Here is a 21,976-nt window from a genome sequence, read left to right on the forward strand (position 1 = left end):
TCTTTTCTTTTCTACGAAACTGTACCCCGCCTGTTTCCATAAAGAAAACACGCTCATCTACATTCGTACTCCGGATCACAAGACCCGCATAGCCTTATTATACTATGTCTGTAGTTTTTTTCAATTCCAGATTTTCCGGCGTATTTACTCCCTGGAAGGTAACAACATCTCTGGCATCTTCTACCAGCTCATCCAGAGTCGGGATCGAACCAACAACAATATCTGCCAGCCAATCCATCTTCATGATCTCCTCAGGGCTCATCTCACCATCTTCATCATCACGAACCACTCCATTCTGTGAATAGAGCTTGCCGTAGAATGGACTTACCGTACCATCCTTGATCAGCTGTTTCATCAGATTTACCAGTCTGGCTGTTCCAACCGGAAGATGGTTCGAACAGATCACATCGATCACTCCGGCAGACATGCCCCACCAGTAATTCAGAACCTTTACTTTCTCGTTCTTTTCTTCCAGCTTCCAGTTACCATCCAGAATCAACTGAACGATCTTCTCATAAAATATGCGCCAGTTGTAAAATGGCATCGCAAGGTTCGATATCTCGTCCCCATCGCAGGAATACAGACCGAATTCACGGGAGGCCGTAAGCGGTGTGATCATATCCTTATCGGATACATAAGAAATGCCCAGTTCCTTAAACCGTTTCTTCGGATCGGAGCCTTTGACCTTTGACCACTCCAGATAGATCTTCGCTCTTGGATTCACAAACTTTGCTCCCATCGCAAATGCGTTGATGTTCGCCGTCGTTCCATAGATCGGATAATCAGCCACATAACCGATCCTGCCATCCTCACAGAGTGAACCTGCGATAATACCGGTTATAAACTTCGCCTCATACATTCTCGCATAATACGTTCTGACATGGCTGGTCGATACATTTAACGAGCAGTTTAATATCTTCAATTCCGGATATTTGATCGCTGCCTTTAATGACTCCGGAAGCATCTCCGGGCCGGTTGTAAATACAACATCGAATTTGTCCTGTGCGATCTTCTCCAGGCATTCTGCAAGCTTCGTATTATCATCCATATTCGAAAAAGTATGTGTCTCAACCCGATCCTTGAATTTACCTTCTACGCCCATTCTTCCGAGATCATGGCTGTAGATCCATACAGAATTCTCAGGCTCTTTATCATAAACAAATGCAATCTTAAGCTTCTTCGGTACCGGCGTGATACTGAACAGCTTCTTCTTTGACTCTACCGGTTCCAGCTTCGGAACGATCGTCATGTTCTTCTTCTGTGCACTTAACACGATCTCGTCCCAGACCTTTTCCAGATTTGCCTTTACCTCATCATAAGACATATCCTGTAATGCCTTGTATCCATATACATTTAAAAATACAAGCATAGCATCATCTACCGTGATCGGAAGACTGTCACTGCCGTTTTTCTGCCTGTATGCTGTATCAAATGCCAGATGTGCCGAATTCAGGTTCATACGATCATCATCCGTAAATCCACCATCCGGTGTCAATCCTATATATTCTCTTAATTTGTCATATCCGCCAAGCTGTGTGAACCATATATAGTTGATTCCTGTCTGCTTATGGAAATCTACAAATTCATAATAAATCTTGTTTTCCAGCTCATCTGTCCGCTTCGGCAGCTTTCTGGTTACCATCGCAGGGACAGAATCCGCACCGAAATATTTCAGTACGCTGACACGCTTATTTCCCTCTATGACATAGAATTTATTCATATATTCATATACTTTGATCGGATCATGGATTCCTTCTTCTATATGAGAGTCACAGAGAGATGACCATTTATTTCCGAATTCAGAATTCGCATCTAATATAGGCATGAAGTTACTTGCAAATGCTGTAGTACGGCCTTTTGTCGCTGTACCTACAACCCGATCGAGAGAAATATGCTGTAAACCAAGATTTACTTCGCCTGCAATATCGGAATTCGTGATCAGTTCATCCAGTACCGGCAGATATGGATATTCATTTTTGGAAAGTGCAGCCTGATATCTCTTTTCACCAAGCTTCTGCGCTTTTACATAATCATTTAATGACATGTTAAAAACCTCCTATCTGTGTCTAAATCAACCTGTTTAACTCATTGTCCTATCATTTTTCCGTTCACTATATATATACAACAAAAACCGAAAATTACCAGTGGTAAATCGTATTTTCATCTTTTTCACGCCTTAAAATTTCTTATGTCGGTAAAGTTTTGTATATTTTTAATAAAATGAATTGTGCATTTCTTACATTTTTACCTTGAAATTTAAAATAGCGTGTGTTAATATAGTATCAGAATAGTAAATAACATACAATCTTGAATTTCAAATCGGTGTGTGTGAATACTTATAAATCAAAGGAGCCTGTTTCCTAACTTCTTACAGGCTCCTTTTCCTTGTCTTTTTATCTGCTCTGAAAGGTGATCGTTATCTCTGTCCCCACATTCGGTTCACTTGTTATATCAAGCTTCGCATCATGCTGCGCTACGATGTGTTTTACGATCGCAAGTCCGAGACCGGTTCCTCCGGTCGACTTCGACCGACTCTTATCGACCCGGTAGAATCTCTGGAACACCAGCCCCAGATGCCCCTCAGGTATTCCGATACCGGTATCCTTCACCTTCATGACAACTGAATGATCTTTCTCATAAGAATACACAGTTACTTCTACGGTTCCATCCGGTTTATTATATCGGATCGCATTATCGGTCAGATTGTATACCAGTTCTTCCATCATCATCTTATTACCCATAATATAACTTGGCTGACCGGAAAACTTCAATGTAACGTTATGTTTTTCTGCCGACAGCATCAGCATATCCACATTCGATCTTGCAACCGCGCACAGATCGATTCGTTCCATAGACGGTGCATTCTCTGTTACATCAAGCTCTGACAGACGAATAATGTCATTGATAAGGGTAAGCAGTCGATTTGAATTACGATGGATCTCTGTAGCAAATCGTCTGACATCACCATCTGTCGCCATCCCGTTTTCAATCAGCTCAGAATAACCGGAGATCGCTGTCAGAGGTGTTTTTAACTCATGAGATACATTTGCCGTAAATTCCTGTCGCATCTGTGCATTCTCCATAATATCACTATGCTGTTCCCTAATTGTATCAATCAATGGACGGATCTCCTTATAGGCGTTAATATCATCAATATGATCCAGATCCTTTGCCATCTGTCCGATCGGACGGACGATACTCTTTGTCAGATATCGTGATATCAGAACCACGGCAGTCACAAGCACCAGCATAATAACTGTCATGCTTGGAAGTCCCTTCAAAAATACACTGACAATGCTGCTTGTCTCCTTTGATACACGAAGTACACAACCATTTGAAAGCCGGATCGCATAGTAGAATGTGCTCATATTGAGCGTCTGGGAAAGACGGGTATCCTCGCCTTCTCCTTTCTCAAATGCCTCCTCGATCTCCGGTCTGTCGTTGTGTTTTCCCATGGACTCCGGATCTGCCATGTTATCATATTTAACCGTTCCATCCGGTGCAACTAATGTAATACGCAGTTCTGTATTCTTAATCCTTACATTGCGAAGCTCACTGATATCATCAAATAATCCTGCACTCTTCAAGGTCTGTGTGTAATTTTCCAGATCGCGCATGATCTCCTTTTTAAACAGATCATAATAAACCGTTGTCGAAAGTATCATCGTACACAATATCGCAATCAGCGTCAATGCTATAAAGCGACTGTTGATCTTGCTGGATAATCGTTTGTCTTTTCTGACCTTCTTATCCTTTTTATCTTTCTGTTCTTCCATAAAAACCTGTTCTTTCTGTTATAAGATTCTTCTGTTATAAGATTTTCCTGTTTCTTCTTATTTATTCTTATCCATTTTCATTCCATCTTATATCCGACATTACGAACTGTCTTGATCATATTCCCTGCATCTCCCAGTTTCTGGCGCAGCGTCTTGATATGCATATCAAGAGTTCTGGATTCACCTTCGTAATCCGTTCCCCACACATCCATCATGATCACTTCTCTCCGCAGTACAATTCCGGCGTTGATCATTAGCAGCTTTAACAATTCAAATTCCTTAAAGGTCAACTCACACGGAACATCATTCACCTGCACGATACGTTTCTCGGAATCAAGGGTTACGTTCTTCAGTCGAAGAATCTGATCCTCCTGAATACTCTTACTTCTGCGAAGCAATGCTTTAACTCTGGATATAAGCTCCATTACGCCAAATGGCTTTGTCAGATAATCATCTGCTCCGATATCCAGTCCCTTTACCTTATCAAGTTCTGTCGTCTTTGCCGTCACAAGAATGATCGGCACGCGCACAGTCTCCGGACGTTCTCTTAACTTTCTGACAATCTCCAGTCCATCCTGATCCGGTAACATGATATCCAGCAGAATCAGATCCGGAATCTTCTCAGCTATTCTGGAAAAGAAACTCTTCGCATTCGCAAAACCTTCTGTTACGTATCCCGTGTTCTTTAAGGCAAACATTTCTATTTCCTGAATGTTCATATCATCTTCTACAATATAAATCAATGCCTGCATCTGCCGTTCCTCCTGTCTCTGTTCTTTCCTATTTATAATAATATATTTCTAATATATGGTCAAAGTAATTTGCACTTTATGATATTGTATACTTTACTATAAACTATACTTTTCCTTATACATGCTGTACATCGCCTGAAACTCTACATTTGATTCCTGTTTGACCCGGTTTAGATACTCATGCGTATCAAAGCTGTCTGTCTTAACCTGAAGCAATGATGCAGCCACATTTGAACAATGGTCTGCCACACGTTCATAATTATTCAGAAGATTTTCAAGGGCAATACCAAGCTCGATCGTACATTTTCCCTTCTGCAGACGTTTGATATGCTGCTTTTTGATCGTAGCATTCAGTCCATTAATTACTTCCTCCAATGGTTCAATCCGCTTTGCTATCTTCATATCATCTTCATTCAGCGCTTTACAGGTCATGCTCATGATCTCATAAACTGCATTTGAATACAGATTTAATTCTGCCATTGCCTTATCTGAGAACACCATTTCTTCCTTGTGCATCTTGGCATAAATTTCTGCGATTGCTAATGCATGGTCGGAGATACGCTCCAGATCTCCGATACAATGAAGCCCATTGGATACACGTTTGCTGTCTTCCTCCGCCAGTTCTTTTCCGCTGACTTTCGCCAGATATGTTCCGAGTTCATCTTCGTATTTGTCTACGATATCTTCCAAAGCCTCAACACGTTGCCATTTCTCATCCGAATAATCCTTCAGCAACTCTAATGAATCATATAACGCTTCAGCTGAATACCCTGCCATCTGATTCATAACATCCATGCTCTGTGTAACGGCAAATGCCGGCTGCTCCAGAAATCTTGCATCCAGATGCTTTAACGGTACAAGCTCCGCAATCTCCTCAACAGGTTCTTCCTTCTCACGGATCGTAAGAGTTGCCAGCTTCTCAAGACCCTTTCCAAACGGAAGCAATACAATTGTTGTCAGAATATTAAATATACTGTGGATCACTGCTATGCCAGCCGGGGTTGCCATATCCTGTAATACACCGAATTTTACAAATGCATTGATCGAATAGAATACGATCATAAAGAGAATGGTTCCGATCAGATTAAAGTAAAGATGTACAAAAGCTGCACGTTTCGCATTTTTCTTTGCTCCGATACTGGATAATAATGCCGTTACACAAGTACCGATATTCTGTCCCATTATAATAGGAAGTGCCGTTCCATATGTAACTGCTCCTGTCATGCAAAGTGCCTGTAAGATACCAACCGATGCCGATGAGCTCTGGATGATTGCTGTAAATAATGTTCCTACGATCATTCCGAGTATAGGATTTGAGAACATTAAAAGCACATTTGCAAATTCAGGAACATCTGCAAGAGGAGCAACCGCACCGCTCATTGCATCCATTCCGTACATAAGGATCGTAAATCCCAAAAAGATCATGCCAATATCATGTTTTTTCTCATTCTTGGAAAACATCAGAAATGCAATACCGATAACCGCTAGGATCGGAGAAAATGAGGATGGCTTTAACATCTGGATCCAGATACTGTCTCCCTGAATTCCTGACAAACTTAAGATCCAGGAAGTAACTGTCGTACCGATATTGGCACCCATGATAATGCCGACCGCCTGACGCAGTTTCATAATCCCGGAATTTACAAAGCCAACAACCATAACGGTTGTAGCCGATGATGACTGAATAACCGCTGTTACAGCCGCTCCAAGCAGCACCCCTTTGATCGGCGTTGAAGTCAGCTTTTCAAGGATACGTTCCATCTTACCGCCCGCCGCACGGGTCAGACCGTCTCCCATTACGTTCATACCAAATAAAAACAATGCAAGTCCGCCAAACAGTGCAAGTACATCAAAAATACTCATAAAAAAATTCCTTCCTTTTTACATAAATTAGACATTTGTACCTTCGCACATCATCGTATAACAGGTATGTAAAAAGGAAAGGATTCCTACGTAAAGTCTGTGTAAAATTTTAAAATTTGTTTTACATTTCACGCTGAATGCGTTTAATATTCTTCCTGTCGCTGTTCAAGATACGTTCTGTCAGGACCGTCGTTTTGTAAAATACATACGATACCGCCAATCAATCCTACCAGACAAATACCATATCCTGCCGATACCAAAATGCTCTCTGCCATACTCCATGATGACATAAGCCCGATTCCTTTCAACGTGACAGCTACAACCACAGCGATCACGCCCCAGACGATACTGTTCAATAACAAAAACATTTTTATCAGGTGCTGTTTACTTTTTCCTTTACCGGCATCTGCTGTCATATTCCATATACGTCTCATGACAATCACCTCCTGATCCTGTATCCTATAAGACTCTTAATTTCCGGAAATATGTTCTCCTGTTATATAATATATGACCCATTCTGAAATATTCGTTGCATGATCGCCAATCCGCTCCAGATATTTTGCAACCATCAAAAGATCGGTTTCCTGTTCCCCTGCATCTGCATTCCTGTGGATCAGATTGATCAATTCACTCTTCACTTTTATAAACAGATCATCTACCACATCATCCTGGGCAATAACTTTTCTTGCTTTTGTAAGATCAAGATTCACATATGCTTCTATACTGTCAACCAACATGACCATGCTTTCTTTTGCCATTGCCTTAATATGTTCCAATTCTTTTACATAAGGTTTGCCTGCCATCTGGATCGTCAGTTCAGAAATATCTGCTGCATGATCACCGATACGTTCCATATCCGTTACCATTTTGAGCGCAGATGAAACCTGACGAAGATCTGTTGCAACCGGCTGCTCCATTAAAAGAAGTTTAAAACACAGACTCTCAATATCCTTTTCCTGCTGATCGATCTGATCATCCCTGCGGATAACCTCCTGTGCCAGATCAACATCCTGATTTACAAGTGCTTTGATCGCCTTTTCGATCACACCCTCGATCATGGATCCCATCTCAACCATTTCATCATTGAGTTTTTTCAACTGTCTGTCATAATTTGTCCTCATTATCTTTACTCCTTTTAACCAAATCTTCCTGTGATATAATCCTCAGTTCTCTTATCCTGTGGTTTCGAGAACATCTTCTCGGTATCATCAAATTCGATCACCTGACCCAGTAAGAAGAATGCTGTCTTGTCTGCAATACGGGTTGCCTGCTGCATATTATGTGTAACCATGATAATCGTATAATCATGCTTCAGCTCCATAGCAAGATCTTCGATCTTTGACGTAGAAATCGGGTCAAGCGCTGATGTTGGTTCATCCATCAGTAAGACCTCCGGTTCAACCGCAAGTGCTCTGGCAATGCAAAGTCTCTGCTGCTGTCCACCGGAAAGACCCAGCGCCGATTTCTTCAGTCTGTCTTTCAATTCATCCCATATTGCCGCCTGTTTGAGAGACCGCTCTACGATCTCATCCAGTTTTTCTTTATTATGAATACCATGTGTCCTTGGACCATATGCTATATTGTCATATACACTCATTGGGAAAGGATTCGGATTCTGGAACACCATTCCAACCCGTTTTCTTAACAGATTTACATCCATTCCGTCAAATATATCTTCACCATCTAACTTCACATCACCCGTGATGTTACAGCCTTCCACCAGATCATTCATACGGTTTAAACATTTTAAGAATGTTGATTTACCGCATCCGGAAGGTCCGATAAATGCTGTAATCTGTTTTTCCGGTATTTCCATATTTACATCTTTCAACGCATGGAATTTACCATAGTGAAGATTCAGATTTTTTACATCAAATTTTATATTGCTCATCGATTTATCTCCGTTTATATCTATCTGTTATCTGTCTTTTTCTGTTTTTGCCGACATTTTCTTTGCAATTGCATCGGATGCGAAATTAATCAATACTACGAATACAAGAAGAACAACGGCTGTTGCATATGCCTGATCCGTATGAAGTCCCTCTTTGGAAAGAAGATACATATGTACGGACAAGGTTCGTGTGGAAGAAAATACATTCTTCGCTATTCTCGGCACACTGCCTGCCGTATAGATCAACGCTGCTGTCTCTCCGACAATTCGTCCGGTTGCAAGGATAACACCGGATAAAATACCCGGAACAGCACTCGGTAAAACAACCTTAAATACTGTACGAAGTTTTCCTGCACCAAGTCCAAAGCTTCCTTCTCTGTACGACTTTGGAACAGCCAGCAAGGCTTCTTCTGTTGTTCTCATGATAACCGGAAGCACCATAATCGCCAGTGTAAATGCGCCGGACAACAGGGACAATCCCCATCCAAGCTTTGTCATAAATAAGATCATTCCAAACAAACCATATACAATAGATGGAATGCCTGTCAGCGTCTCTGCAGTGATACGTACAATTCCAACCAGCTTATTTCCTGATTTTGCATACTCCACCAGATAAATAGCTGCGAAGATACCGATCGGTCCCGCAATCAGCAATGACAGTAATGTCATAAACAACGTATTAACCAATGCCGGAAGCATCGAGCAATTATCCGATGTATATTCCAACTTGAACAGATCCGGTGTCAGATTCGGAATTCCTTTTGCAAGAATATAGACCAAAATAAAAGCAATACAAACCAACGTCAAAGCTGCTGCCAGATAAACAAGTATCCGAAGGATCAGTGAGCCGGGACGTCTTTTATATTCCGCAAGTAAATTTCTTTTTCCCATTTAGTTCACCGTCTTTCTTTTTAAAATCGAAAACAGCAGGTTAATGATCAGAATGAATACAAACAATACAACACCTGTTGCGATTAAGGCTTCTCTGTGAAGATCCTGGGCATAGCCCATTTCCATTACAATATTTGCAGTCATGGTTCTTACGCCCTTCATCAACCCTTTCGGCATATGAACCTGATTTCCCGCCACCATGATAACAGCCATTGTCTCACCAATTGCACGACCAACGCCCAAGATGATTGCTGCCATGATACCGGATCTTGCAGCCGGCACTACAGTAAGGAATACACTTCTTTCATGTGTCGCTCCAAGTGCTAATGCACCCTGATAATATTTATCCGGGACAGCACTGATCGAAGTTTCAGATACACTGATGATCGTCGGAAGTATCATGATGCCAAGCAGTACAGATGCGGTAAGCATTGTATTTCCGTTCACTCCGAAAATCTGTCTGACTGCCGGAACAAGTACACACATTCCAAAAAATCCGTATACAACCGATGGGATTCCTGCCATCAGATTGATAAATGGTTTAATGATCTTATATGCTTTTGGCGGACAGAACTTTGATAAAAATATCGCTGTCAGAAGTCCGATCGGAACGCCGATCACGATCGCCCCAGCTGTAACGTAGATACTGCCAAGAATAAATGGAAGGATACCAAAATAATCATTGGTCGGTCTCCAGACTTTACCAAAGAGGAAATCAGTCAGACCGATTTCCTTCATGGCAGGAATGCCACTTGCAAATAAGAACACACAGATCAATAAAACCGCTGCTATCGATACAAATGCCGCTAACAGGAATACGATATGCATGAATATTTCTTTAAACTTTTGCATAGAGGACACTCCTTACTATTTGACATCTGCCCAGGTTGCTGCTTCTCCTGTAAAGATTGATTTTACCTGATCGGTCGTTAAATCAGTTGCAGGGTTATTCTTATTTACAATAACTGCGATACCATCCATTGCGATTACAGTAGCTGTAAGGCCTTCACTTGTCTCGCTATCCTTCAGTTCTCTGGATGCCATACCGATATCACATGTACCATCTGCCGCTGCTGTAATACCTGTTGTTGAATCAGATTCCTGAAGCTCGATATCCGCACCACTGTTGACTGCCTTATATGCCTCTGTTAATTTCTCCATAACAGGAGTTACAGATGATGATCCGGCAATTACGATCTTACCGGTTGCTCCTGATGACTTGAAAGCTCCGGAGTTTGCAATCTCAATGTAACCATTGCTTGATACGATCTTCTGTCCGTCTTCACTCATAATGTAGTTGATAAAATCCTGTGCTACATCACTTACCTGACCCTTTGTCACGATGTTAAATGGTCTTGATAAGGTGTATGTACCGTTGTTGATATTATCTGCCGTTGCTTCAACGCCGCCGATCTTAACTGCCTTTACGGTATCATTTAATGCTCCGAGTGAGATATAACCGATCGAATAATCATCTCCTGCAACTGTTGTGAGAACGACTTCTGTACTGTTTGCTGTAATCGCACTCGTAGTTGTCTTATCAACTTTATTTCCATCTGCATCCTTTTCTTCTACACCGGTCAGTTCCACAAATGCGCCTCTTGTACCTGAGCCTTCCTCTCTGGATACAACTGAGATCTCCTGTACTGTATCAAAACTTCCACTCTTGGAATCTGAACCACCTTTACTTCCACATCCTGCAAGGCATCCTGCCGCAAGTGCTGCACTTAATGTTACCGCTAAAATCTTATTTCCTTTTTTCATTTTAATTTTCCTCCAATTGACTCTTTGGACTCAGAATCGTTCATCTTTCTGATCCATTCAAAATTATGTAAATTGCGAAACCGGATCGCGCGCCCTTTTCCGGATCGCAGGATTATCATACGGCATCTATGTAAAAAACATCACCATCCCAAAGTAAAGGAAAAGTAAAAACTTTGTGTAAACGGAAGAAATGTAAAATCATGAAAAAGTCATCTTATGGATTTCTGTGGAAAATAAAAAATTTTCATGTTACTATGAACTGCAGATACAATTTCGTTTTACGAAAGGATAAAGAAAATAACGATATGAATATCATCGGACATGTATATACAGATTTTCAGGAAAAATTTGGGATTCCCAGACAGAGTGGTCTGGTGGATGAACTGACCGGAACGATTGTTTTTCTGCCGGAATACCGGCAGCCGGAAGCCTTCCGGGGGCTGGAGGATTTCTCTCACATCTGGATCCTGTGGGAATTCCATAAAGCCAAACGGCAGAACTGGAGTGCAACAGTAAAGCCGCCAAAACTTGGCGGCAATAAAAGAATGGGCGTATTCGCGACCAGATCGCCGTTCCGCCCAAATAATATAGGTCTGTCTTCTGTTAAACTGACAGGAATTGAATACACCGATGACTATGGTCCAATCCTTCATATCTCCGGTGTCGATCTGTTAAACGGTACTCCTGTATATGATATCAAACCTTATATTCCATATACGGACTGCCACCCGGATGCCACCGGCGGTTTTACCGAACACATTCATACGGAAAAACTGGATGTCATCTTTCCGCCGGAGCTTCTGGCAATAATCCCGGAAGCCAAGCGTCCTGCCCTGATCGGCATTCTTGCAGAAGATCCGCGTCCCGGCTACCAGCACGATCCCGACCGCAGATATGGCGTCGCCTTCGCAGGCTTCGACGTGCGCTTCCACATCAACGGCAACGTCCTCACAGTGTGTGAGGTGGTGGCTGTATGATAACCGAACGATAAGAGACAGGGGCAGAGGATATATATCTTTATTCCGCAGAACACTCCCGTTCTATTCTACTCTGTATAACTTCGAACTAACCTCGGCAGAGCCTCGCTAAGGTCTCAGTTATCACGTAGCGGTACTAGGCTCACTGCTTATGCAGTTCACCAAGGACCGACGTTCGAACAGGTCTGCTTCATAAAATATATATCCTCTGCCCCTGTCTCTTATCTGTTTATATACTAACATTAGCAATCATATAAACCTTAGGAGTATGTTTGACGACTCTAGTGCTCGTGTTCAGGTACAACGGCGAAGAATATGAGGTCTTCGGCGCCTTCATTTGACAGGCTGTGGGTTGCACCTTGCGGACAATAATGGCAGTCGCCCGGATACAGCTTCTCTTTGGTGTCCTCATATTCCATCGTTCCGACACCGGAAAGTACATAAATGATTTCACTGTTTGTCTCATGCGTATGTGTTCCGATCGATGAACCAGGCACAAGTCTGCCCTTCATGATCTTGTTATTCATATCCTGAAACATATGCACATGGAATGTTCCTTCTCCCCCTTTAAAATTCTTGATCGCTGATTCTGCGATTGTATCAAACAATATCTTCATATGATTCCTCCTTATATGGTTCCTTATATTAATATCCGCACACTCTTTATTCGATACTTTCAATCAATCTTCTGACTGCTTCTTCTATATGCTCCGGCATGATACCGGAATAATTAATGACCAGTGTATGATATCTGGCATTTTCGGTATTTCTATAATACTGGCTGAGAAATGAAATGTGAATATCTCTTGCTTCGGCATTATTCCGCAACCGCTCATCACTGTAATTCGTATCAATCTCCAACAGGAAATGCAGCCCTGAATTCTCTTCGCGAATACGAATCTTGTCCGGATTCATATATTTTTTAATGCATGCAAGCACCAGATCCCGCTGTTCTCTGTAATAATTACGCATGCGGTTGATGTGTTTTTCCAGACAACCATCGGTGATAAATCTTGCAAGTGTATATTGCTCGATATTTGACACCGTACAAGCATAAAAGCTGAGCATCTCATCATATCGCCGTATCAAACTCTCCGGAAGAACCATATAACTGATACGGATCGTAGAGGAAAGGCTCTTGGAAAATGTGTTGATATAGATGACCTTTTCGCCCACATCGATACTTTCAAGTGTAGGTACCGGCTTGCCAACCAGTCGAAATTCACTGTCATATTCATCTTCGATGATATAGCGGTTGTCCTTTCTGGATGCCCAAGATAACAATTCATATCTCCTGCTGACAGGTGTTACCAGTCCGGTCGGAAAATGATGCGCTGGCGAAATATGAAGTACATCTGCGCCGGATTCTTCCAGAGCCTCCATATTGATCCCATTTTCATCCATTGCCACAAATTTGCAGCATACATTCTGCGCCTGATAGATCCTTGATATCTTCTGATACCCCGGATCTTCGACCGCATAACATTTGTCATAGCCAAGCAGCTGAATGATAAGACCATAGAGATATTCTGTTCCGGCTCCTATGATGACCTGCTCCGGCTTCACATCCATACCACGGAACTGATACAGATAGCCTGCTACCGCGCTTCGCAGCTCATAGACACCCTTGGACGGTGATCTGGACATCAGCTCTTTGCTGTTTTCCGCCATCACTTCTTTTAAAAGCTTTGACCAGATGCTGAATGGAAACGCATCCTCTACCGTTGAGTTACTGGCAAAATCCGCAAAATATGTTTTCTTTTCTTCCGGCTTTTCAAATTGCTTCGCCGGTCGCTCCGGCAACGGCTTCATCAGATCTGCCGAAATGTCCGTAACATAATAACCGCTTTTCGGAATCGAATATATATATCCTTCGGCAACCAACTGACTGTATGCATTTTCCACGGTGATCGTGCTGACATTCAGATTTTTTGCAAGCAGACGCTTCGATGGCAGACGTTCCCCTGCTACAAGCTTCTTAGACAAAATATCTGTTTTGATCTGCTTGTACAGATATTCATATAACGTATCTGTTCCTCGATTTTCCAGTGCATATGTCAGCATAGCAAACCGCCCTTCACATTATTCCTGCCGGCATCACAACCCACCTTGCGATACCATAGTTATAAAATATTATATGTGGGAAGAAAGCATTATGCAAGTTTTTTACATTCTATAGATAGACAAAAACTCTATGGCATCCCGCCCTGCGCCTGTCCTTATAGAAATGCCGTGCTGCGTTTTCTACTCACTGCACATGTTAAATTCGTAAATACTCCTGTGCTAACTCGCCTTCGGCTCAAACAAGCACCCGTATTTACTAACAATGTGCAGTTCATAACGAAATCCTCGCAATGGCATTTCTATAAGGACAGGCGCAGGGCGGGATATCACATAGTTCTTATATATGGACAATAAAAAACGGTATTTATTATCGTACAGTCAACCTGCTCAATAATAAATACCGTTATCTTATTGTTTACTTTTATTGTCCTTATTTGATCATGTCTAAGAACATCTGATGGATACGGGTATCATCGGAAAGCTCCGGATGGAATGCCAGTGCGATCTGGTTCTGATATTTTACCGCTACAATGTGACCATCTACCTCGGCTAATACCTCAACACCCGGCTTTACACTCTCGATATATGGTGCACGGATGAATTCCATCGGATATACTCCAAGACCTTTGATCTCGCCATCATAATGAAAGCTTCCAAGCTGTCTGCCATATGCATTTCTCTTTACGCAGACCGGAAGGGTCGCAAAATGACGTTTATCATCATTGGACAGTTCTTCTGCAAGAAGGATCAGTCCCGCACAGGTTGCAAGAACCGGCATGCCCTGTTCGATCTTTTCTTTTAATGCATCATACATATCAAGCTCTTTTAACAGCTTACCCTGAACAGTGCTTTCGCCACCCGGCAAAACGATACCGGCAAAATCCTGTTCCAGATCACTTTTCTGTCTGAGTTCTATTGTTTCTGCTCCAAGGCTCTCTAACATTTTCTCGTGTTCGATAAATGCGCCCTGAACCGCTAATACTGCTATCTTCATCGTGTCTGTTCATCCTTTCGCTTATGTCGATCATCCATCATTACGATATCCGCATCTATTTGTCTGTCTGATATTTTACTTACCACGCTCAGCCATAAGGAGTTCGATCTCGCTCTCATTGATACCAACCATAGCTTCACCAAGATCCTCTGATAATTCAGCGATCAGTTTTGCATCTGTGAAGTTTGTAACAGCCTTAACGATGGCATTTGCACGCTTCTCCGGATTTCCTGACTTGAAGATACCGGATCCAACGAATACGCCTTCAGCACCAAGCTGCATCATAAGAGCTGCGTCTGCCGGTGTAGCAACACCGCCTGCTGCGAAGTTTACAACCGGAAGGCGCTTGTGCTCATGTACATATAATACAAGGTCATATGGAACCTGAAGAACCTTTGCTGCATCATATAATTCATCTTCACGCATAGAAGAAATACGTGCGATCTCGCTGTTCATCATTCTCATATGTCTTACAGCCTGAACAACATCACCTGTACCGGGTTCACCCTTTGTACGGATCATGGATGCACCTTCATTGATTCTACGAAGTGCCTCGCCGAGATCCTTAGCACCACATACAAATGGTACTTTGAACTTTGTCTTGTCGATGTGATATACATCATCAGCAGGTGAAAGAACTTCACTCTCATCAATGTAATCGATCTCGATTGCTTCAAGAAGCTGAGCTTCTACAAAATGTCCGATACGGCACTTTGCCATAACAGGGATAGATACTGCATCCTGAATACCTTTGATCATCTTAGGATCACTCATTCTTGATACACCGCCTGCTGCTCTGATATCTGCCGGAATACGCTCCAGTGCCATAACTGCACAAGCACCTGCTGCCTCTGCGATCTTTGCCTGCTCCGGTGTTGTTACATCCATGATAACGCCACCCTTTAACATCTGTGCCAATTCTTTGTTTAATTCATACTGTCTGTTTGCCATAATCGTAACTCCTTTTTTCATTTGATGTGTGTATTTATCTGTAACATATTCATCCTTGAATATCACTACTCAAAATCACGAACAGATTCACTACAAACCTGCTAGGATTTATTATAAAATTATCTGACCATATTGAAATATTCAATTTCAAACTTTTTCTTATATCCAAACTGGCCGTATCAATATGTCACATATGCAAATACCAGATATCAGATTATGTAAACTGACCTCTCGGGCAGATCACCATATTGTATAATAAACAAAATAGCAGGAAAATGTTGCGAAAACACCTGCGTTTCGATGGTTTTGTGCCGGGATGGAGGACACAACGATTTTATCGTGTCCGAAATCCCGCGCATATAAAAACCAATCGAAGCAAAGTAAGTTTCGCATTTTTTCCTGCTATTTCTGTTTATATGAAATACAGTGATCGTCCGGCTTCTAGCCAAGGCGCAGCATCGCATCGATGCTCTTTCTGGCTTTCTGCATTGTCTCCTCTGTAAGGGTAATACTCTCGCCCTCACCATTTACCACGCAGTTATAGACATCACCAAGTGTCGTCATCTTCATGTTGTGGCATACACAATCCTTAGACAATGCATAGAAACGCTTCTCCGGGTGTGCAAGCTGAAGGTGTGACACAATACTGTTCTCCGTACCGATGATGAATTCCTTTGCATCACTCTTTGCTGCATAATCCATAATACCGGTTGTACTTCCGGCATAGTCTGCAAGCTCCGTTACTTCCTTTAAACATTCTGGATGTACCAGAAGTAATGCATTTGGATGAGCTGCTTTTGCTTTCTCTACATCTTTTACGGTTACTCTGACATGTGTCGGACAGCCGCCCGATACCAGCTTAATATTCTTTTCCGGTACCTGCTTCTTTACCCATGAACCGAGATTACAGTCAGGAATAAATAAGATATCCTTTTCCGGCATATTCTTCACGATCTTTACTGCGGAAGAAGAAGTAACACAGACATCACTTAATGTCTTTACTTCCGTTGTAGTATTCACATATGCTACAACTGTATAACCCGGATTCTTCTCTCGAAGTGCTGCCAGCAGATCATAGTCGATCTGGTCTGCCATCGGGCATCCGGCATCCGGCTCCGGCAGATATACGGTCTTTTCCGGTGATAACAGTTTTACAGTCTCTGCCATAAAACGCACGCCACACATGATCATAGTCTTTTGAGGTGCTTCTGCTGCTCTCTGTGCAAGACCGAAGGAATCTCCTACATAGTCAGCCACTTCCCAGATATCGTGGCTCTGGTAGGCATGTGCAAGGATGCAAATATCCTTTTCCTTCTTTATTCTCATTATTTCATCCTGCATCTCTTTTATATTCATGACAATTTTCTCCTTTGTCTGTTATGTTTTCATTTTCTGTTATGCAATGTACAGTAAGTATACCGCATATTGAGAAAGATTACCATCTATTCTGTTAAATATGCATATCCACCAACATTCTGGCACGGTTATAAACATTCAACTTTGAAGAACCGGAATCTACATCAGCACTCACAATACGCCCTTCCGGAAGCTTTTGCTGAATGGAAGGATACAATCCCCTCCCACAGATATGATTTGGCATACATCCAAACGGTTGAACTGCCAATACCTTTTTGCAGTCATGCAGAATATGTCCTACCATCTCTGCACCGATCAGCCAGCCATCACCGGTTCTATATGTCCAGTTTACATAACCATCAGCCTCTTTTTTCATTATTTGAAATTCTTCCATCGAATAAAATCCATACTGCCGCATTGCTGCAATCATGGATCTCTGAAGACTTCCGAACAGTTTTAACCCAATACGATAAGCCACCTGTTCTATTTTGCTTACATCCGATAAATGCGAATCTATATAATACATCGCGTACCAGGATAATCCATTTGTATGGGATTCGCAATTATTCTTTTCGAGAAAACGGATCATATCCCAGTTTCCCAAATGACAATACTTTATATAAATCTCTCCGACGATCCCTATTCGTTGCTTTCTTGGCTTCACCAGTTCAATTTTTGAAAAATCCGCCGCAATCCTTATAAAATTCTGTTTCATTCTTGAAATTGTCAGATGTTTTCCTTCCCGAAGATCGCATGCAAGAATCCTGACCCATTTCTTCCATTTCTTTTGTGCCTCACCTTTATGCACTTCATTTGGTCTGACCTGATTTAGTAAAAGCATCAGAATATCACCATAAAACAATCCAAATAACGCACGCCAGACCATATCAGGTTCCAGCTTCATCTGCTCCCCCTTCTCCAATCCCTGAATGTTTAACGACAATACCTGAGCTTGCGGAAATCCTGCTTTCCGAACAGCCGCCTTTAACACATGCAGATAATTTGAACCACGACATGCATCTCCGGCAGTCGGCATTAATAATTTTGTACGGTTCAGATCATATTTCCCTGATTGAAGAGCTGCTATCATCTGTCCTGCATTTAAGATGATCGGATAACACATATCGTTATTGACATATTTTAATCCAATATCCGTTATATCCTTTTCATTTTTTAAAATCACCGGATGATAATTTTTTGAATAAAACGCATATTTTAACAATGGAAAATGTGCATCTAACATTGCTGGAATCAACAGAATACATTTCTCCCGATCCGCATTTTCTCTGATCTTATACATATCTCCCTATCCCTCATTTTCTAAAATGCAGATATATGCTTTCTCACTATCTGCAATGCCTCATATACCTGATCTGAGAGTACCACATTTTGCCATACTTTTTCAATACAAACAACTTGAGAAAGCATTTAATTTATTGACTTTATGACCGCGATATGTCACAATTTGTATCAATGAAAAAAAGAGCCATAATTCTATGGAAAAATATAAATCAGAAAGGTTGAAATATTATGAATAAAGCTCTTGTATTATTGTTTTTATTTTTTATCGGAAGTCTGATCGGATGGGTGATTGAATTGTTCTTCCGCAGATTCTGTTCTCCAAATGGTCGAACAACAAAGAAATGGGTAAATCCCGGCTTTCTGGTCGGTCCTTACCTTCCGCTATATGGATCAGGACTATGCGTCTTGTATATGTTAGCATCTATTAACCTGTCATTTCTGGATGAACATCCAATCATTGAGAAGATTGTTTTATTTGTATTTATGGCGATCGCTATGACCGTGATCGAATACATCACCGGATTGATCTTCATTAAGGGAATGAATGTAAAACTCTGGGACTACACAGAACGATGGGGCAATATTCAGGGAATCATCTGTCCACTGTTTTCATTCTTCTGGGCAGTTCTCGGCGCGATCTACTACCTGCTGATTCATCCACATGTTTTATCAGCACTTGACTGGTTATCCAGAAACCTTGCATTTTCATTCTTTATCGGATTCTTCTACGGCGTGTTCCTGATTGATATCGTTTACTCCTTCAACCTTATCGTTAAGATACGTAAGCTGGCTGCCGAATATGAAATCGTCGTTAAGATTGACGAACTCAAACAGCATCTGTTAGAGGAAGCTGAGCTCCGTAAGGAAAAATCACATTTCTTCCTTGCTATGAAAAATGCACGACCGCTCCGTGAGATATTTGAGGATTCATTAGAGAAATATTCTATTAAGAAGATTCTGAAAGAAAAGAAGAAGAAATAATATATTGATTTTATCTAAAAAATATGCGCGCTGGCTTATCACTATATCTTTATTGCGCAGAACACTCTCGTTCTATTTTCACGTAGCGGTACTAAACTCGTCACCTATTGGTGACTCGTTAAGGACCGACGTTCAAATAGGTCTGCTCCATAAAATATAGTGATAAGCCGGCGCGCATATTTTTAATGCTACTAAAATTGTTTTATGCTTCTTTCTTCGCCCCCACAGGAATCTGTGCGAAGATAATCGCAATAAAGATCAACAGGCAGCCAAGGAGCTGGCGGGCGGTCAACACCTCACCAAGGATCACCCAGCCGGCAAGTACTGAAAATACAGATTCCAGACTCATGATCATAGATGCCAGCGTCGGATTCAGTCCATTCTGTGCAATAATCTGCAGGGTATAAGCAACACCGCTCGACATCACACCGGCATACAGAATTGCAACCCATGCATCCCATGACTGTAACTGTGGAAGCCATGCTGCTATCCCTGCTGCCGAATGTCCCATCTCTGAAAAGAACATCGGGAATGCACTGAGTACCCCGGCAACCAGGAACTGGATACAGGACATCCGTACACCATCAACCAATGGTGAAAAATGATCGATCACCAGAATATGTATAGCAAACAAAAATGCACAGAGCAATACAAAGAGATCACTGTTCTGAAATGATAACGAACCCGCTGTCATACATAAGAGATAAAGTCCAACGATCGTGATCACCATTCCAAGCCAGATATTCCAACCACATTTTTTCTTTAAAAACAAACCAAGAATCGGAACCAGCAGAATATAGCAGGCTGTCAGGAAACCGGCCTTTCCTGCCGGAGTACCATAATACAGACCAAGCTGCTGTGCCGAGCTTGCAAAAAACAATGCCATTCCGCAACACAGTCCACCGATCCATAACTTTCTCCGTTCTGCGGCTGTCTTTGGCTTTTTATTATTTGGATTAATTTTATCAAGCAACCTGATCACCGGAAGCAGCACTACACTTCCAACCAGACTTCGTATACAATTAAAAGAAAATGGTCCTAGTGCCTGTCCGCCCTTGCTCTGTGCCACAAAGGCGGTTCCCCAGATAAATGCCGTAAGAACTAACAGGAGTGAATTTCTGATTTGTCTGCTTTTCATTTGTATTCCCTCTTCCTATCTTGTTTATTGTCAAATCGTTACATTATTCCTTTGAATCATTTTCTGTACAGATATTTTTCCTGTCATACGCATCCAGAAAATGATGCTTCTCTCCGTGCTGCTTCCATGCAACAACCGTGTCCAGATTTACATTTTCCACACTCTTGAAAATATTCCCTTCCACATAAGGATTTACCTGCTTCAAAGTCTGAATCAGTTCCTTGATCTCAACACGTTTCGAACGATTCTCGTTATTACAAGTCGTACAGGTGTCCGTGAATTTACATGCACACTGGATAAAATGCAGACCATTATAGTCCCTCCATGCCTTGATATCATCCTCACGCACCAGATATAACGGTCGGATCAGTTCCATCCCTTCAAAATTCGTGCTGTGAAGCTTCGGCATCATCGTCTGTACCTGTGCACCATACAGCATACCCATCAATATGGTTTCAATTACATCATCATAGTGATGACCAAGTGCAATCTTATTACAGCCAAGCTCCTGTGCAAAATGATACAGATGTCCTCGTCTCATTCGTGCACACAGATAACATGGCGACTTCTCAACCGTAAACACAGATTCAAATATATCCGATTCAAATATCGTAATCGGGATATTCAGACTTTTTGCATTTTCTTCTATAACCTTCCGGTTCGCCTCACTGTAACCGGGATCCATAACCAGAAACTTAACTTCAAATTCAAATTTGTTATGCAACTTCAATTCCTGAAAACATTTCGCCATCAGCATAGAATCCTTACCACCGGAAATGCAGACCGCGATCTTATCTCCCGGCTTCACCAGCTCATATGTGTTGATCGCCTTGGTGAACTTTGACCAAATGCTTTTCTTGAATTTCTTACGCAGGCTCAGCTCAACATCCTTCGCCTTGTTCTGCTCCTCCGGCTTGCTCATGACATCAAGCAGCCATGCAGCATAACCGCCTTCCAGACTCTCCGCCTGATATACTTTTTCTTTCAAATGCTCCGCTACGTCGATGCTGACTACGCCTCTCGCACAGAAAATAACAAGCAGCTTGTCCTTATCCACCTCGCTGCTTGTCTCTATTTCTTCCGCAGGAACCGCAATCGCATCCGGCACTGCCCCATGAGAAATCTCAATGGCATCCCGGATGTCAATCAACTGGTAACTGTCTTTATCTCGATTCTTTAATTCCGCTATTGTAATGCTCATATGCACGCTGCCTTTCTTCCTAGTGCACCAATAATCTTTCATATATATTTACCTACACTAAAATACCAAGCAATT

General features: G+C 41.9%; 20 protein-coding genes. 2 read left to right on the forward strand and 18 right to left on the reverse strand.

Annotation, left to right across the window (positions count from 1 at the left end):
- Positions 1–97: 97 nt before the first annotated feature.
- The 10 genes from DWY07_RS02740 to DWY07_RS02785 all read right to left on the reverse strand — a co-directional run bounded on the left by DWY07_RS02740 (position 98) and on the right by DWY07_RS02785 (position 10,937).
- On the reverse strand, positions 98–2,044 hold the full coding sequence (locus DWY07_RS02740; RefSeq protein WP_117807162.1) for a BMP family ABC transporter substrate-binding protein: 1,947 nt from the start codon (positions 2,042–2,044) through the stop codon (positions 98–100).
- Between the two features lie 349 nt (positions 2,045–2,393).
- On the reverse strand, positions 2,394–3,776 hold the full coding sequence (locus tag DWY07_RS02745) for an ATP-binding protein (RefSeq protein ID WP_117807161.1): 1,383 nt from the start codon (positions 3,774–3,776) through the stop codon (positions 2,394–2,396).
- Positions 3,777–3,853: 77 nt separating this feature from the next.
- Complete coding sequence (locus DWY07_RS02750) at positions 3,854–4,528, reverse strand: response regulator transcription factor (RefSeq protein ID WP_117807160.1); 675 nt, start codon at positions 4,526–4,528, stop codon at positions 3,854–3,856.
- A gap of 96 nt (positions 4,529–4,624) precedes the next feature.
- Complete coding sequence (locus tag DWY07_RS02755) at positions 4,625–6,391, reverse strand: Na/Pi cotransporter family protein (RefSeq protein WP_117807159.1); 1,767 nt, start codon at positions 6,389–6,391, stop codon at positions 4,625–4,627.
- Positions 6,392–6,534: 143 nt separating this feature from the next.
- Positions 6,535–6,825, reverse strand: coding sequence for a hypothetical protein (locus tag DWY07_RS02760; RefSeq protein ID WP_117807158.1), 291 nt, complete (start codon positions 6,823–6,825; stop codon positions 6,535–6,537).
- Between the two features lie 36 nt (positions 6,826–6,861).
- Entirely contained in the window at positions 6,862–7,512 is a 651-nt protein-coding gene (gene phoU / locus DWY07_RS02765; protein ID WP_117807157.1) for a phosphate signaling complex protein PhoU, read from the reverse strand.
- A gap of 14 nt (positions 7,513–7,526) precedes the next feature.
- On the reverse strand, positions 7,527–8,282 hold the full coding sequence (pstB, locus tag DWY07_RS02770) for a phosphate ABC transporter ATP-binding protein PstB (protein WP_008402764.1): 756 nt from the start codon (positions 8,280–8,282) through the stop codon (positions 7,527–7,529).
- Between the two features lie 27 nt (positions 8,283–8,309).
- Positions 8,310–9,173 carry a phosphate ABC transporter permease PstA gene (gene pstA / locus DWY07_RS02775; RefSeq protein ID WP_117807156.1) on the reverse strand — a complete coding sequence of 288 codons (864 nt, stop codon included), beginning with the start codon at positions 9,171–9,173 and terminating at the stop codon, positions 8,310–8,312.
- Positions 9,174–10,025 (reverse strand): phosphate ABC transporter permease subunit PstC, encoded by an 852-nt coding sequence (pstC, locus tag DWY07_RS02780; RefSeq protein WP_117807155.1) that lies wholly within the window; start codon positions 10,023–10,025, stop codon positions 9,174–9,176.
- 15 nt (positions 10,026–10,040) lie between these two features.
- Complete coding sequence (locus DWY07_RS02785) at positions 10,041–10,937, reverse strand: substrate-binding domain-containing protein (RefSeq protein WP_117807154.1); 897 nt, start codon at positions 10,935–10,937, stop codon at positions 10,041–10,043.
- A 305-nt stretch (positions 10,938–11,242) separates the two neighbouring features.
- On the opposite strand from DWY07_RS02785, the gene tsaA reads away from it, so the two are divergent.
- Positions 11,243–11,914 carry a tRNA (N6-threonylcarbamoyladenosine(37)-N6)-methyltransferase TrmO gene (tsaA, locus tag DWY07_RS02790; RefSeq protein ID WP_118616339.1) on the forward strand — a complete coding sequence of 224 codons (672 nt, stop codon included), beginning with the start codon at positions 11,243–11,245 and terminating at the stop codon, positions 11,912–11,914.
- A gap of 281 nt (positions 11,915–12,195) precedes the next feature.
- Here the strand turns inward: tsaA and DWY07_RS02795 are convergent, their stop codons facing one another.
- The 6 genes from DWY07_RS02795 to DWY07_RS02820 form a co-directional block, all read right to left on the reverse strand.
- Positions 12,196–12,531: a cupin domain-containing protein gene (locus tag DWY07_RS02795; protein ID WP_117822144.1), complete on the reverse strand. Its 336-nt coding sequence runs from the start codon at positions 12,529–12,531 to the stop codon at positions 12,196–12,198.
- A 46-nt stretch (positions 12,532–12,577) separates the two neighbouring features.
- Complete coding sequence (locus DWY07_RS02800) at positions 12,578–13,978, reverse strand: PLP-dependent aminotransferase family protein (protein ID WP_117822145.1); 1,401 nt, start codon at positions 13,976–13,978, stop codon at positions 12,578–12,580.
- Between the two features lie 430 nt (positions 13,979–14,408).
- The gene (gene pdxT, locus DWY07_RS02805) at positions 14,409–14,972 is read right to left on the reverse strand and encodes a pyridoxal 5'-phosphate synthase glutaminase subunit PdxT (protein WP_117785645.1); all 564 of its coding nucleotides are present in this window, start codon (positions 14,970–14,972) and stop codon (positions 14,409–14,411) included.
- 75 nt (positions 14,973–15,047) lie between these two features.
- Positions 15,048–15,923, reverse strand: coding sequence for a pyridoxal 5'-phosphate synthase lyase subunit PdxS (gene pdxS / locus DWY07_RS02810; RefSeq protein WP_021944999.1), 876 nt, complete (start codon positions 15,921–15,923; stop codon positions 15,048–15,050).
- A 441-nt stretch (positions 15,924–16,364) separates the two neighbouring features.
- Positions 16,365–17,279 (reverse strand): quinolinate synthase NadA, encoded by a 915-nt coding sequence (gene nadA, locus DWY07_RS02815; protein ID WP_117822146.1) that lies wholly within the window; start codon positions 17,277–17,279, stop codon positions 16,365–16,367.
- Positions 17,280–17,373: 94 nt separating this feature from the next.
- Positions 17,374–18,579, reverse strand: coding sequence for a 2-hydroxyacyl-CoA dehydratase (locus tag DWY07_RS02820; protein WP_117822147.1), 1,206 nt, complete (start codon positions 18,577–18,579; stop codon positions 17,374–17,376).
- A 230-nt stretch (positions 18,580–18,809) separates the two neighbouring features.
- Here DWY07_RS02820 and DWY07_RS02825 point away from each other — a divergent pair, with 230 nt between their 5' ends.
- On the forward strand, positions 18,810–19,562 hold the full coding sequence (locus DWY07_RS02825; protein WP_117822148.1) for a putative ABC transporter permease: 753 nt from the start codon (positions 18,810–18,812) through the stop codon (positions 19,560–19,562).
- A 202-nt stretch (positions 19,563–19,764) separates the two neighbouring features.
- On the opposite strand, the gene DWY07_RS02830 is transcribed toward DWY07_RS02825, so the two are convergent.
- Together DWY07_RS02830 and DWY07_RS02835 are read right to left on the reverse strand one after the other, a co-directional pair.
- Positions 19,765–20,700, reverse strand: coding sequence for a DMT family transporter (locus DWY07_RS02830; RefSeq protein ID WP_117822149.1), 936 nt, complete (start codon positions 20,698–20,700; stop codon positions 19,765–19,767).
- 43 nt (positions 20,701–20,743) lie between these two features.
- Entirely contained in the window at positions 20,744–21,901 is a 1,158-nt protein-coding gene (locus tag DWY07_RS02835; protein WP_117822150.1) for an ATP-binding protein, read from the reverse strand.
- Positions 21,902–21,976: the final 75 nt, after the last annotated feature.

Source organism: Clostridium sp. AF23-6LB (assembly GCF_003461085.1).
Classification (GTDB): Bacteria; Bacillota; Clostridia; order Lachnospirales; family Lachnospiraceae; genus Coprococcus; species Coprococcus ammoniilyticus.